We start from the raw sequence: 14331 nt of genomic DNA on the forward strand, positions 1-14331 counted from the left end.
CGGGGCGCGGACCCGCACATTACCCCTCTGGTGCCTTGGGGGGGGGGGGGGGGGGGGGGGGGGGGGGGGGGGGGGGGGGGGGGGGCCGGGGGGGGGCGGCCCCCCCCCCCCGAGACGCGAGGGAGCGGAACAGGGCAATCGCCAGCGGATGGCGCACCGCCGGGGCCACCCTGGATCGGTCACGCCGAGGCGGAACGGGCCGAAGGACGGAGCCGGCCGGCGACACCGAGACCGGCGGAGCAAGAACCCGAGCAGGGCGACGCCGAGGCCGAGTGGACCCCAGTAGGCCGGCGGCGCCGAGACGGGCGGAGCGGTCAGTGGACGATTACCGGGGTCTTCGGCTGGTCGCCCGGCTGCTCTCCGGGCTGGTCGTCGAGCAGGTGGGACCGTTCCCGCCGCCTGGGCAGGAACGCGGCCGGGATGAACGTCGCCGCCACCAGGGCGAACGCCACCCAGAAGGTGGTGGCGAAGGAGTTGGCGGCGAAGTCCAGCCCACGCTCGATGAGTGACGGGTCGGGAACCTGCTGCGCCAGTTCCGGCCGCTGCTGGGCGGCGATCGCCAGGCCGGCCTCGGTGACCGGGTTGCCGTTCTCGTCGGTGAGGCCGGGGATCTGCCGGGAGCCGTTGAGTTCGTTGGTGAGGATCACCGACATCACCGCGGCGCCGACGGAACCCCCGATCTGCTGAAGGATGTTCACAAGCGTGGAACCTCGGGCCACCTCGTGCCCGGTCAGTGTCTTGAGCGCCGACGTCATGATCGGCATCATCGTGCCGCCCATGCCCAGGCCCATCACGAACAGCGAGCCGCAGAGCAGCACGTAGGAGGTGTCCGCGTCGAGCTGGGTGAAGGTGAAGAACCCGGCGAGGATGAGCAGCAGCGCGAACGGCACCGTCCGCCCGACCGGCACCTTGTCGGCGAGCATGCCGGCGATCGGCATGGTGACCATGGCACCGATGCCCTGTGGGGCCATCAGCAGGCCAGCGTGCAGCGTCGACTCACCGCGTACCTGGAGGAAGTAGCTCGGGAACAGCAGGCCGGCACCCATGAAGGCGATGATGAAGACGAACATGGTCAACGCCGCGATGGTCAGCCTACGGTTACGGAACAGCCGCAGGTCGAGCAACGGGTGCTGGGGCTTGAACGAGTAGAGGACGAACGCCACCACCAGTACGGCACCGATCAGCATCGGCCCCCACACCTCGGAGTCGGCGAAGGTGCCGGCCTCGGGCAGCGTGGAAACGCCGTACAGGAACAAAGCGAGACCCGGCGAGAGCATCAGCATGCCGAGGAAGTCGAAGGACTCGGAGGGCTGTGGGCTGTCCTTCGGCAGGGCCAACTGGGCGTAGACCAGCGCGACGACGCCGATCGGCAGGTTGATCAGGAAGATCCAGTGCCAGCTCGCGACGTCGATCAGCCAGCCACCCAGGATCGGGCCGCCGATCGGGCCGAGCAGCATCGGGATGCCGAGCACGGCCATCAGCCGGCCGATCCGGTTCGGCCCGGCCGCCCGCGTCATGATCGCCATGCCGATCGGCATGAGCATGCCGCCGCCGAGACCCTGCAACACCCGGTACGTGATCAACTCGCCGATCGTGTCGGCGGTGGCGCACAGGCCGGAGCCGATGGTGAACAGTGCCAGGGCCATCATGTAGAGGCGTTTGGTGCCGAACCGGTCGGCGGCCCAGCCGCTGAGCGGGATGACCGTGGCCAGGGCGAGCGTGTAGCCGGTCATCGTCCAGGCGACCCGGGCGTACGAGGCGTCGAACTCGCTCTGGAACGTCGGCAGGGCGACGCTTACCACCGTCACGTCGAGGATCGACATGAGCGCACCGAGCACGACGACGCCGGCCACCTTGAGCACCGCGGCGTCGAGCTTGTCCGAGGTCGGGACAGGCTGCGGTGCCGCGACGGATTGCTGTGTCACGAGGTCTCCTGTTGTCGGAACTGTCCGAAGGACGAGCGGTGGTGGCCGACGTGGCGCCCATTGGCCGGCGCGACGGCGGTGGTGAAGCCCGCACGGCACAGTAGCCCCCGCCAACGACACTTCGCCGCCCGTTTAGCGACCAGCAGAGCTTTCTGTGAGCACGGCCACGGCGACTCTGCGGTGTGCGGGCGTGACCGGGCGCGGAACGGGTACGCGCGGCACACGGTCAGGACCGGGCAGAGGCGAGAAGGTGGTGTGCCAGCGTGGCAAAGTTCCTGGTCACGGCGACCTACACGATCCCGGGAATGGCCGGGCTGGCCAAGGACGGCGGGACGGCGAGGGCCGAGGTGATCGAGGCCTTGATCGAGAACGCCGGCGGGCAGGTGGAGGCGGTGTACTACGCGTTCGGCCAGTTCGACCTGTACGTGCTCTGCGAGGTGCCGGACAACGTGACCGCCGCCGCACTCGGCATCGCCGTGCGGGCAGCGGGCGGCGTCGACGCCCGCATCGTGCCGCTGCTGACCACGGCGGAGATCGACGCCGCCGTCCGGCTGCCCATCACCTACCAACCGCCCGGCCGGTCATAGCACGGGGGCAAATGGTCTGACACCACCGGTCAGTGGCCTACCAGTAGTTCGCCCACCGCATCAGCCCGTCGCGGTCGGCGTTCAGTACTCGCTGATCCGCTCAACCTCGCCATGACGGTCTCCTCTCGGGCTGCCGTCGGCTACTTCAATTACTGCAGATCGAACAGCCCAGAGTCGCCACCAGGTTGCCCAGCGAAACCCGATCTCGCTGGGCGCGTGTTTTCGGCCTAGGCGCTGATATGGGAAACGACGGCAGCACGAAGGACGCGGTCCTGGTCTAGCTCGGAGAGCTCCCCGATCACGTCGAGGACGTCAACGTGGGCCACAGCGAGCGCCTTCGGGCGTACAGCGGTAGGACGCCCCAGCCCGGCACCTTCGTAATTGAGGAGTTCCACCGGCCGTTCGACGTGCCGGTGACGGGAAGCTGAGCTAGTGCACGGCAGGATCACCACGTTCCACCCCCGAAGGCCCAGGACGACCGCTGGCCGGATCTTGTACTGGACCTTGTCGTCGAACGGCACCCGCGCCCAAACGAGCACTCCAGGGAGCAGGCGGTTCCGAGCGACCAGCCGAACCACGGATAGGTTCGGCACCCCACCATGCGGTGCGAGACGAGGGGCGACTCGCCAGCGGCGTACGCCGATAGCGATATCCTGACGCTTCTGAAGCCTAGTAAGCTTGTTCACCGGCGTATTCCTCCTGCTCCGACGTGGCATGATTCGAGCCAGAGCAGAATTATTACGCTGGTGGCATAGGTTCGTCAACAGCCGTCCTCACAACTACGCCCAGGGGAGCGCAGATGGACCAGCAACCAGGCGGGCTCGGACGGGCGATCCAGGTCAGACGCGCCGAGCTTGGGCTCAAGCGCAAGGAGGTCGCGGAGCGGGCTCTGCTCAGCTACCCGTACCTCTCGGAGTTGGAGAACGGCACCAAGCTGCCCTCCGCGAAGGCGCTACGCCAGCTCGCCGGAGCCCTCGAACTGTCGCAGGCAGAACTCCTGGAACGGGCCGATTACGATCCCGCTCCCGTCGGCCAACGCAGGACGACGGGACACGGACCGACAGCGTATACATCGAACTCGAACGAAGCGAGGAGTATCAGCGACCCGGAGTTCGAACAGATGGGGAGACTGGCCGATATTGTCGCCGCAACGGTACGGGCAGAGTTGGCAGCGTGGGCCAGAACGTCTTTGCCCAGGCTCATCCGGGACGAAGTTCGCCGAGCCCTGGACGAAGAACACCGGGACGACCGATGATCACGACCTGTGGATTTACCCTTGCCGACTGGCAGGCCGAGGCGGTGCATGCTTGGGAGAACGACTATCCCGCAGGCCCTTACCGGGGAACCCTGGAGATCGTCACTGGTGGCGGTAAGACTCTCATCGCCCTTGTGTGCGCAGCCCGCGCCGCCCTTAGAGACCCCGACCTCCGGCTGGCCGTAGTGGTGCCGACCGAGGCACTCGCCCGTCAGTGGCAGGTTGCCCTCGCGCGGTACACCAACCTGACCCAGCCTGAGATCGGCCTTCTCGGCGCAGGCGGGGACGACGATTTCAGCAAATGCCGAGCGGTCGTCAGCGTCCTGAACACAGCCGCCAAGCGTTTGCCGGCGCTGGCCCGCACAGCCCAACCACTCATGCTCGTCGTCGACGAGTGTCATCGTGCTGGCGCGCCCACTTTCGCCAAGGTTCTTGAGACACCAGCGGAGTATCGGCTGGGTTTGTCAGCCACCCCCGACCGCGAGGAGTTCGACGACACGGGGCAGCCACTCCGGTACGACGAGCAACTGGTGGGCCGAGATCTCGGCCCGGTCGTCTACCGCTTCACCTTGCGGGACGCGCGGCTGGCCGGCTGGCTCCCGGACTACGACATCCATCACCACGGCATCCAGCTCAGTCCGGAGGAACAGCGCCAGTACGACCAAATCAGCAGGCAGGTCGACGACCTGGGCGACGAATTGCGGAGTCTCGGCCTCGAGATGGGCCGAGCCCAACAACTTCAGAAGCGGCGCGACGAAGTCGGCCTGCTCGCGCGGAGATACATTGCCGCGACCTCCCGTCGTAAGGATCTGCTGTACCGAGCGGCTCACCGGGCCAGGGTTGTCATGCGTATCTTGACTCAAACACTTGAGTCGGGCCAGGCGAGGCGGGTTCTCCTCTTCCACGAGCGGGTCAGCGAAGCCGTGGCGCTCCACAAGGAACTTGCCATTTCGATGCCGGGCATCTCCATCGCGCTGGAGCACTCCCGGCTCGGAGATCGAACGCGGGTCGAAGCATTGGAGTCGTTCCGGACCGGGGAGGCGCAGGTGCTGGTGTCAGTCAAGTCCTTGGTCGAGGGAATCGACGTCCCCGAGGCCGACGTCGGAATCTCGGTCGCGTCCACGTCTAGTGTCCGACAGCGGATCCAGGCATTGGGACGGGTCCTCCGACGTCGCTTCGACGAGAGCGCCCGGCGCAAACATGCCGACATGCACCTGATCTACGTCGCCAAGACCGTTGACGAGCAGATCTATGCCAAGGAGGACTGGGCGGATCTGACCGGCGCGGGGGCTAACCGTTACTGGCTATGGCCGGCCGACCCCGCCGCACTGCCACAGTCGATGCCGGGACCGCCGGCATCCCCACGACCGACCGAGGAGCAGGAGTGGGACCGCCTCCAACGGCGTCGCCCAGATGCGCCGATTGCCTGGAGAGGAAGCATGATCGGCCAGGAGTATTCGGTCGATACCTTGGGGACTGTCACCAACAGCGCAGGCACCATAATCAGTAATCCACAAGATGTTGCTGCCCTCGTCGCGCGGGTTCGAGGCAGGCCTGGCGGGCGTTTCCGGGTCACACCGATCCATCGACTCGTTCTCGTATGGGGTGACAGCGCGGAAGGGCTCGTTCCATACGTGACGGGGCAGTTGGCAGAACCATTTGAGGCTGAGGTGGGGCGGCACGAAGATGGCAGCCACGCGGAGAGGGTTGACTCGGCGCTTCTGAAGCCCGGTACTGTGCTGGTGGAAGCGCCCAACAAGACCGGTGGGTCCTTCCGGCTTCGACAGAAGCAGGGTGGGGTAATCGAACGTCGCAGCCCGGACGGCACTGTCGAATTCGCTCGCGTTGATGACGACGCGCCTGCCGCCTTGGTAGCCAATGCCCGTCGGGTGCTGGACAACTGGCGTCAACTCTTCGATCGTGGGATCACTTTCTTCCTGAGCGAAGAAGGACAAGCCTGGTACGTGGAGGGCGGCAAGCGATTCCACCTCGCCCACGTCCCCGGCGGGTTCGCCTGGCCGTCGTGATCGGTGGGTGGGACCTGTCGGCGGACGGCGGCAAGGCTCGAGAGTGTGTCTCTTATCCGACAGAGGTAACGGGTTGGAGGCGCATTAGTCTCACATCCGACCCCACCGTACCCGGAACGGCTGCCGGTACCGCTTGGCCCGACTTCCGGGCCAACGAGAGGTACTTATGTTTACCTTCTATCCAGGGCTGTCACCCTCAAACGTCAATAAGGACGCCAAGTATTCGGTTACGCACAGTCTGGCTGGCGGGATGGAGGTACGGCTCGTATACCGGATCAGTGCACGCGAGAAGGAACTCCTCACAAACGATCGCCATGAAGATCTCGTCGCGATGGTCAACGAGGTAAAAGAGAAGGTCAACGGCGCCCCAGGCGGCGCCTTCTACATCAACGAGTATCACGATGTGCTGGTGCCGCACCCGGACGGCACTTGCATCTACGCCGGAACGTACGACGACATCCTCGAGTTCGACTACGACGGGCAGGTTATCGGGCCGGTACCGCCGCACACCCTGACGCCTGGGGCTTCGTGGTCCGGCCCCCACGCCGGCATCCCGTATGTGCTACGCGCCGGCGGGACAGACATCAAGTACGAATTGACCTCCGGCCGACGCATCAGGGAGGTGCGCCTGTCCGACGAGGTTGGGCCTGAGGCAGCCCGGTCGCTCGCACGACGCCTGGCGGCCTTCAAGGGAGACTCAGGCGGACGCGTTTACATCAACGAAGCCTGCCACTTCTTCGCGCCACGGGCGACGGCCGATGGCACCGGGTACATCTACCTGGGAGCTCTGGAGGACGACGCCTGGTTCCCAGCGCCTGAAGTTCCAGGACGCATGTAGTCGAGAGCTTTGTACCCAGCCTTGACCACTCTGGACAAGCCAGGGCCAACGCAGCAGCACAGCGGTGGGCGGGTCGGCGCGCCGCACCCGCCCACCGCGCTGGTCAGTGGCGGCGCTCTCCCACCCGGTAGGTGACCAGGTTCGGGTCAGCCCGGAGCTGCTTCTGGGTGAACTTGATGGTGTCCCAGCCCTTGGCCGAGTACAGCCGGGTCTGGTCGGCGTACCACTGCGAGTTCGGGTTGGCCGACTGCGAGTAGGTGAGCAGTTGCCGGCCCGACGGCCAGTCGCGGCCCAACTCCACGGCCATCAGGTACGACGTGCCGTGCCGCACCTTGGGGTAGCCGACGCCGGGCTGCACCTGATTGATGATCATGTTGAAGACACCGGCGTCCGGCCAGCCGCCGTGGATGGGGATGCGTTCGGCACCGCGTGGTTCGGTCTGGATGTCGCCGAGGCGGGCGTCCAGCGGGATGCCGCCGAGCAGGTTCACGGCGTCGGCGAGCGCCGTGCGCACCTTCGGGTCGTCGACCGCGAGCCGGTTCGGCGTGGTCAACGGGGCGTCCGGGTCGAACGGGTCGGCGAAACGCAGGCCGCCGGCCCGGGCGAACTCGGTGAACACGTGCGAGCCCCGGCTGCCCAGGTCGACCCGGAGGTCCCAGCGACGTAACGCGGCGCAGGCGGCCGTCAGGTCGACGGTGGTGCCGTCCGAGGCGGTGGCCGTCGGCTGAGCTTCGCAGAGCCGCACCAGGTCGTCGCGGACCAGTTCGCCGCCGTACGCCCGGTTGCCGAGCGTCACGTCCCACAGCCTGCCGGCGGTGAATCCCCGGCCGGGCAGGCCGTCGGTGCCGGCGAGGCGCTGCCGCACCTGGTGGACGCCGAGCCGGGTCCGCAGGCTGCGGGCGGTCCGCTCGTCGCCGACGATGCGCGGGTACCCGACGAGTGGGCGACCCGGGTTGGCCAGCCAGTAGCTGTCGTTGGAGTTGGTCACGTAGTCGTCCCGGACCAGCGTGGGCAGGTTCGCCGGCCCGAGGATGCCGGGCACCGCGGCGTCCCGGTCCCGCCCCAGCTCACACGATGACCGGGAGCCGTCGAGGACGGCCTGGCCACTTGTCGCGTACAAACTCTGGAAGGACGCTGGAATGCACGCGGCCGCGAGCGGGTCGGTGACCCGGGGCACGACGGAGTGGTCGGCGTAGAGGGCCCGCCCGTCCCGTTCGGCGGCGATGATGTTGACCCAGGGCAGGAACTGCCGCCGGTCCAGCACCGACCGCAGCTCACCCACCGACTTCGCCCGGCCCATGGCGAGCCAGCCGTCAAGCGCACGGTTGTTCGTGGCGTTGACGTCGGTGATCGCGTACGCCGTGTCGGTGGTCCAGTCGAAGCGGCCCGGCACCACGACGACCGGGCCGAAGTGGGTGTCGTAGAGGGTACGGCTGACCGGGCCTTCGGGAGTCCGGACGGTGACCGTGCGAGCGGTCATCTTCCGGGTCCGGCCGTCGTAGCGGTAGCTCGTCGGGTCGCCGGGCACCAGCGTGAGCCGGTGCCAGACGAAGCGGCGGGCGGTGGAGACGGTGTGCGACCAGGCGACCTTGCCGTTGTGCCCGATCTCGATGAGCGGGTCACCGATCAGGGCCGCGCCCTCCACGTCGTACCGGCCGGGCACCTTCAGCCGCATCCGGTAGAAACGCTCGTCGCCATCCCACGGGAAGTGTGGGTTCGCCAGCAGCATGCCGGCACCGCTGGTGGTGGCGCGACGTCCCAGACCGTACGCGTTGCTACCCACCCCGGCCGGCGCGCCGTCGCGGGCGGTGACCACGGCTTCCGCCCGCGGGGCGTGTGCCGGCGCGCTGGTTCCGTCCGCACCCGGTGGCGTGGCGGCGACGATGCCGTCGGCGAGCGCGCCGGAGCTGGCGCGGATCATCCGGGCCCAGTGGACCCGCCACAGGTCCATTTCGCTGATCGGGCGCACCCACTTTTTCCCCGCGCAGGCCGGGTCGTTGATCTTCTTTTTCGCGCCCCGCAGGTAGCCGTTGTAACCAGCGGCGAAGCCGCGCAACTGGTCGCGTACCTCCTTGGAGGGTGCGCGAAGGCCGTCACGCGGCCCGGCGAGCAGCCGCTCGGCGGCCCGGTCGTCGATCGCCTTCTGGTGGAACAGGTCGCTGGCGACGTTGTCGGTGTCGGCGCCGAAGAACCGGGACCGTTGCGCGTTCACCGTCACCACGCTCTCGGCGATCAGGCAGATGTTGTCCTCCGCCTGCACGTACCCGACGCCGTAGCCGAGACTGGCGAAGTCGCGGGCGGTGATGTGCGGTACGCCGTACGAGGCCCGTTCGATCAGGGCCGAGTAGCCGCCGCCGTGCGCGACGGCGGTCCCGCCGGTGACGGCGAGGCCGGTGGCGACCAGGACGGTGGCGGTGGCCGTGGCGACGAGTGAGCGTGGCTTCATCGGGCGGCTCGCTGGTGGTGGCACATGGAACGTCCTCCCCCGAGGTGTGTCTGTCCAGGCCCGACCGACGCTAGTGGTGAAAGTTACTCAGGTCACTCCCTGGTCGCCCCGGGATCGCGTCGGGGTTCACCCGCAGGGGCTCCGATCGGTTCAGCCGTCCGCCGGACGGCGGCTCCGGGGCGGCTCCGACCGCCCGATCGGGGAGGCCGGAGCCGCCGAGGTCACCCGCGCAGGTCCCGGAAGAAGGTCCGCAGGTCGTCGGTGAGCAGCTCAGGTTCCTCCAGGGCGGCGAAGTGGCCGCCCCGGTCGACGTCCACCCAGCGGGTGATGGTGTTCTCGGTCTCGGCGTAGCGCCGGATGCCGACGTCGTGGGCGAAAACGATCACTCCCGTGGGTACGCCCGAGTTCTCCTTCCGGGCTCCCCAGGCGGACTCTTGGGCGTAGCCCACGTAGCCGGCCGAGCCGGCGGTGCCGGTCAGCCAGTAGATCATCGCGTTGGTGAGCAGCCGGTCCCGGTCGACGATCTTCTCGGGCAGGGTCTCGCGCGGGTGGGTCCATTCCCGGAACTTGTCCATCAGCCAGGCGAGCTGGCCCACCGGAGAGTCGGTCAGCCCGTACGCCAGGGTCTGCGGCCGGGTGGACTGGATCGCGACGTAGCCGTACTCCTCCCGCATGAACGCCTCGATCCGGTGTACCCGGTCACGCTCCAGGTCGGACAGGGTGGACAGCTCCTCATCGGACAGCGGGAACGGCGGCAGTCCGGGCGTGCCGTTGACGTGTACACCGACCACCCGCTCCGGTGCGATCCGGCCCAGTTGCGGGCTGACCGCCGCTCCCATGTCGCCGCCGTGCGCGCCGTACCGGTGGTAGCCGAGCCGGCGCATCAGCTCCGCCCAGGCGCGGGCGATCCGGTCGGTGTCCCAACCGGCGTCGGCGACCGGCCCGGAGAACCCGAAGCCGGGCAGGGACGGGATCACCAGGTGGAACGCGTCGTTCCGGTCGCCGCCGTGCGCGGCCGGGTCGGTCAGCGGCCCGATCAGGTCGAGGAACTCGACCACCGAGCCGGGCCAGCCGTGGGTGAGCACCAGCGGGAGCGCGTCCGGCTCCGGCGAGCGGACGTGCAGGAAGTGGATCCGCTGCCCGTCAATCACGGTGGTGAACTGCGGGTACGCGTTCAGGTGCGCTTCGGCGGTCCGCCAGTCGTAGCCCGTACGCCAGTGGTCGGCCAGCTCCCGCAGCCAGCCGGTCGGCACGCCGGTGTCCCAGCCGTCGCCCGGCAGTGGCGCGGGCCAGATGGTGCGCTCCAGCCGCTCCCGCAGGTCGTCGAGGCGGGCCTGGTCGATGTCGATCCGGAACGGGGTGATCTCTTCGCTCATGACCACCACGCTAGGAACCAGTTAGGACAGGTTCCGCCCTAGCTTGCTGGCAGACTTCCAGGAATGTTGGAAACGTCGGCGCGGCTGCTGCGCCTGCTCTCCCTGCTGCAGACACCCAGGGACTGGACCGGCTCCGACCTGGCCGAGCGCCTCGACGTGGACGTGCGCACCGTCCGTAGAGACATCCAGAAGCTGCGCGACCTCGGGTATCCGGTGCACGCCACCCCCGGCGCGGCCGGCTACCGGCTCGGTGCCGGATCGAAGCTGCCGCCGCTGTTGCTGGACGACGACGAGGCCGTCGCGGTGGCCGTCGGGCTGCGGACCGCGGTACGGGGCGCGGTCACCGGTATCGAGGACAGTTCCCTGCGGGCGCTCGCCAAGCTCGACCAGGTCCTCCCGTCCCGCGTCCGGCACCGCGTCGACCTGCTCCGCTCGGTCACCGTCACGGTCCCCGACCGCGGCCCGACCGTCGACCCGGACGTGCTGACCACGATCGCCGCCGCCTGCCGCGACCACCGGCGGCTCCGTTTCGATTATCAGCGCCACGACGGCAGCGCCGCGCTGCGTGAGACCGAGCCGCACCGGCTTGTCCACACCGGACGCCGCTGGTACCTGGTCGGCTGGGACCTCGACCGCCGTGACTGGCGCACCTACCGCGCCGACCGGATCCAGCCCCGGATCCCGGGCGGCCCCCGGTTCACTCCGCGCACCCCACCCGACGTCGACCTCGCCGGCTACCTGTCCCGGGGCGTGTCCGCCGCGCCCTACCGTCACCAGGCGCGGATCACGCTCTACGCCCCGGCCGAGGCCGTCACCGATCGCATCCCACCGACCATCGGTGTCGTAGAGGCCGTCGACGGGGAAAGCTGTGTGCTGTACACCGGATCGAACTCGCTGGACGAACTGGTGCTGTATGTGGCGCTGATCGGGTTCCGGTTCCGGATCCACGAGCCGGCGGAACTGATCGCGCACGTCCGCGACCTGGGTGCCCGCCTGGCCGACGCCGTCTCCTGAGGGACTCGGCGACACGAACGCCGCGCCCGGCCGGACAATCGGCTCCGAGCCGGCCGCCGCAATCGCGGCCGGCCGGCAACGAGGGCGAGCGGTTACGCGATGAGCAGGAGCACGCTGATCGCCAGCATCACTACCGCGGTAGCGCCGTGGATGCCGTAGACGGCCGACTTGGGCCCACCGCTGCGCAGCACGATAAGCGCGTCGCCGATGGGGATGAGGGTGGCGGCCAGCATGAGCCCGCCCAGTAGGTGGGTTGTCCCGCCGACCACCACGATGAGGATGAAGAGCCCGGCGGCGATGTCCCGCACGGCCTTGACGGACAGCCAGGCGTGGAAGGCCGGGTCCTCGGTCGGGGTGTCGGGGATGCCAAAGCCTGCCGCGCCCTGCGGCGCCCAGAAGGCGCGGCCGCCCATGACGATGACGGCCACACCGACCAGTCCGGCGAGCACGGTGGCGACGTTGCTGAGCATGGGTTGTTCCCCTCGTTTGGTTCCTAGCGGCGCTAGATGTTGTAGCGACGATACGTTGTCGTCGACAGCATGTCTAGCGCTGCTAGGATGAGGTCATGTCCGCCATCTCCGAACGCCGCGAACGCGAACGCGCCCAGCGCCACCAGCTGATCATCACGGCCGCCCGCGAACTCGCCGAGGCCGAAGGATGGGAGGCAGTGACAACGCGGCGGCTGGCCGAGCGCGTCGAGTACAGCCAGCCGGTGCTCTACAGCCACTTCACCGGCAAGGACGACATCATGCGGGCCGTCGCCATCGAAGGCTTCGGCGAACTCGCGGCCCGCCTGCGCCGTGCCCGGCTCACCGACCCCGCGTCGCCTGCGGCACTGCACGCCGTCTGCCGCGCCTACCTGGATTTCGCAACCGAGCAACCGGCCCTCTACCAGGCCATGTTCATGCTGCCGACCGACGTGAAGTTCGCGCACGCCGAGACGCCGCCTCCATTGCGCGCCGCTTTCGACGAGTTCGTGAGCTGCTTCCAGCCGGACAATCAGCGACGCGAACTGTTCGCCGAAGTCACCTGGAGCGCGCTGCACGGCATAGCCGCCCTGACCGAGAGCGGGCGCATCCCCCCGAACGGCCAGGCCGAGCGGCTCGACTTCCTCGTCGCCCAGATCGCCGCCACACCAAGGCCAGGGGTCTGAGCCGGGACCGCGACCCCGAGCCATTGATATTCATGCATGCCACTCTCTAGCATGCGCACTATGCGTGCTCGTCGGGTCACCCTCGTCGCCGTCCTCGGCATCGTGCTCGGGCTCTCCGGCACCGCCGTCGCCCAGGCGGCCGACGATCCGATCCTGACCACTCCCGGCGCACCGGTGGTGGTGACCAACGAGCCGCACCTGCTCGCCCTGACCTGGGCGCCGTCGACCTGGATCGGCGAGCCGGGCGCGACGCCGATCCGGCACGAGGTGCGGGCGTGGATCGGCCCTAACGTGTACCGCAGCCTCGGCACCACCACCGGCACCGAGCTCACGCTCACCGACCTCGCACCGGGCACCGAATACCGGCTCACCGTGTGGGCGTACACCGACGCCCGGTACTCGCTCGACTCGCCGGTGACGCCGGTCCGCACCGCGTACGGGAAGGCGCGGGTCAGCTACCGGAACCTGAGCTGGTCACCGACGGACAACCAGATCCAGCACGTCCTCCAGGTCGTCAACACGGGCACCGCCCCGCTCGACCTGGCGGACGTGCGGGTGCGTTACCACCTGACGTTCGAGGGTGGGAACACCTCGCTTGTGACCAACTGCGACTGGGCGGCGATCGGCTGCGCCAACGTGCAACGCCACATCCAGTTCTTCCCACCACCCCTGCCGCCGGGCCCGCCGGGCACACCGGTCTCGCCACCGCCGGCTGCGCCATCGCCGCCCGCCTCGGGATCGTCATTGTTCCCCGCGACGACCACGTCGCCGCTGCCGCCGACCCCGACGCCCACCCCGACGGTCTTCCCGCCGCCCGGCACCCCGATCCCCGGCTGGATCGAGCTGACCTTCACCGGCGGGGAACTGGTTCCCGGCGAGTCGACCGGCCCCATCTACCTACGCCACCATCGCCCGAACTGGTCCGCGATCGACGAACGCGACGACCCCAGCTGGCGGCAGGCCACCGGCGAGTGGGCCGACAACAGCCGGATCACCCTCGACGTCAACGACATCCGCGAGTACGGCGACACCTACGCCTGAGCAAAGGTGGCTCGCCAGCCGACGCAAGCAAGATCGGCGCGTTGAGGGGCAGGCTCAGGACTTCGCAGGAATCGGTTCGAGGACGAAAACCGGGATCTGGCGGTCGGTCTTGCGCTGGTAGTCGGCATAGTCCGGGTACGCCTCGACCGCCCGGCGCCACCAGACGGCCTTCTCGTCGCCGGACACCTCACGGGCCCGGTACTCCCCGGTCGTTGTCCCGTCCTGAAGCTCGATCACCGGATCGGCGACCAGGGCGGCGTACCACTGCGGATTTTTAGGCGCGCCACCCATCGATGCGACGGCCGCATAGTGTCCGTCGTGCTCGACCCGCATCACCGGCGTCTTGCGGAGCTTGCCGGTCTTGGCGCCCCGGTAGGTCATCAGCACGATGGGCCGGCCGGCGATCGTGACGCCGTCGGTCGTGCCGTTACGCACGATCTGCTCGACCTGCCCGCGGACCCACTCCAGCGCGCTCGGCTCGTAATCACCCGTCAATCCCATGCCCCCAACGTACGCGACCTCTATGGACGCCGCCCCACGCAACCGCCGACCGTCAAGGCTGATCGCGTCGGCGAGGTGACCCCGCGTCGATCTTGCAGTTTCTGTCGGGACAAACACCCAGATCACGGTCATTTCGACGACCAAAAGTGCAAGATCGACGCGCAGAGG

The 14331-nt window shown here is 68.5% G+C and carries 12 protein-coding genes; 7 read left to right on the forward strand and 5 right to left on the reverse strand.

From position 1 onward, the window contains the following. Window positions 1-314 precede the first annotated feature (314 nt). Window positions 315-1925, reverse strand: a complete 1611-nt coding sequence (locus tag ACFY2A_RS29825; protein WP_363922039.1) for a DHA2 family efflux MFS transporter permease subunit — start codon at window positions 1923-1925, stop codon at window positions 315-317. Between the two features lie 305 nt (window positions 1926-2230). Here ACFY2A_RS29825 and ACFY2A_RS29830 point away from each other — a divergent pair, with 305 nt between their 5' ends. The 4 genes from ACFY2A_RS29830 to ACFY2A_RS29845 all read left to right on the forward strand — a co-directional run bounded on the left by ACFY2A_RS29830 (window position 2231) and on the right by ACFY2A_RS29845 (window position 6632). Then, window positions 2231-2512, forward strand: a complete 282-nt coding sequence (locus ACFY2A_RS29830) for a GYD domain-containing protein (protein WP_387176623.1) — start codon at window positions 2231-2233, stop codon at window positions 2510-2512. Window positions 2513-3311: 799 nt separating this feature from the next. After that, window positions 3312-3767: a helix-turn-helix domain-containing protein gene (locus tag ACFY2A_RS29835; RefSeq protein WP_387176578.1), complete on the forward strand. Its 456-nt coding sequence runs from the start codon at window positions 3312-3314 to the stop codon at window positions 3765-3767. Beyond that, window positions 3764-5794, forward strand: a complete 2031-nt coding sequence (locus tag ACFY2A_RS29840) for a DEAD/DEAH box helicase (protein WP_387176580.1) — start codon at window positions 3764-3766, stop codon at window positions 5792-5794. The genes ACFY2A_RS29835 and ACFY2A_RS29840 overlap by 4 nt, the downstream gene beginning before the upstream one ends. A 166-nt stretch (window positions 5795-5960) precedes the next feature. After that, entirely contained in the window at window positions 5961-6632 is a 672-nt protein-coding gene (locus ACFY2A_RS29845) for a hypothetical protein (protein WP_387176582.1), read from the forward strand. A gap of 103 nt (window positions 6633-6735) precedes the next feature. Here ACFY2A_RS29845 and ACFY2A_RS29850 read toward each other — a convergent pair whose 3' ends face one another. Both ACFY2A_RS29850 and ACFY2A_RS29855 read right to left on the reverse strand, forming a co-directional pair. After that, window positions 6736-9078 (reverse strand): acylase, encoded by a 2343-nt coding sequence (locus tag ACFY2A_RS29850; RefSeq protein ID WP_387176584.1) that lies wholly within the window; start codon window positions 9076-9078, stop codon window positions 6736-6738. A 221-nt stretch (window positions 9079-9299) separates the two neighbouring features. Further along, the gene (locus ACFY2A_RS29855) at window positions 9300-10454 is read right to left on the reverse strand and encodes an epoxide hydrolase family protein (protein WP_387176586.1); all 1155 of its coding nucleotides are present in this window, start codon (window positions 10452-10454) and stop codon (window positions 9300-9302) included. 63 nt (window positions 10455-10517) lie between these two features. On the opposite strand from ACFY2A_RS29855, the gene ACFY2A_RS29860 reads away from it, so the two are divergent. Continuing rightward, window positions 10518-11468 carry a helix-turn-helix transcriptional regulator gene (locus ACFY2A_RS29860; protein WP_387176588.1) on the forward strand — a complete coding sequence of 317 codons (951 nt, stop codon included), beginning with the start codon at window positions 10518-10520 and terminating at the stop codon, window positions 11466-11468. 92 nt (window positions 11469-11560) lie between these two features. On the opposite strand, the gene ACFY2A_RS29865 is transcribed toward ACFY2A_RS29860, so the two are convergent. Next, window positions 11561-11938: a DUF4267 domain-containing protein gene (locus ACFY2A_RS29865; RefSeq protein ID WP_387176590.1), complete on the reverse strand. Its 378-nt coding sequence runs from the start codon at window positions 11936-11938 to the stop codon at window positions 11561-11563. 95 nt (window positions 11939-12033) lie between these two features. Between ACFY2A_RS29865 and ACFY2A_RS29870 the strand changes: the two genes are divergently transcribed. Together ACFY2A_RS29870 and ACFY2A_RS29875 are read left to right on the forward strand one after the other, a co-directional pair. Beyond that, entirely contained in the window at window positions 12034-12621 is a 588-nt protein-coding gene (locus tag ACFY2A_RS29870; protein WP_387176592.1) for a TetR/AcrR family transcriptional regulator, read from the forward strand. Window positions 12622-12681: 60 nt separating this feature from the next. Then, complete coding sequence (locus ACFY2A_RS29875; RefSeq protein WP_387176595.1) at window positions 12682-13662, forward strand: cellulose binding domain-containing protein; 981 nt, start codon at window positions 12682-12684, stop codon at window positions 13660-13662. Between the two features lie 54 nt (window positions 13663-13716). Here ACFY2A_RS29875 and ACFY2A_RS29880 read toward each other — a convergent pair whose 3' ends face one another. Then, the gene (locus ACFY2A_RS29880) at window positions 13717-14295 is read right to left on the reverse strand and encodes a nitroreductase family deazaflavin-dependent oxidoreductase (protein ID WP_387176597.1); all 579 of its coding nucleotides are present in this window, start codon (window positions 14293-14295) and stop codon (window positions 13717-13719) included. Window positions 14296-14331: the final 36 nt, after the last annotated feature.

Origin of the sequence: Micromonospora sp. NPDC000442, assembly GCF_042898635.1 — a bacterium.
Classification (GTDB): Bacteria; Actinomycetota; Actinomycetes; order Mycobacteriales; family Micromonosporaceae; genus Micromonospora.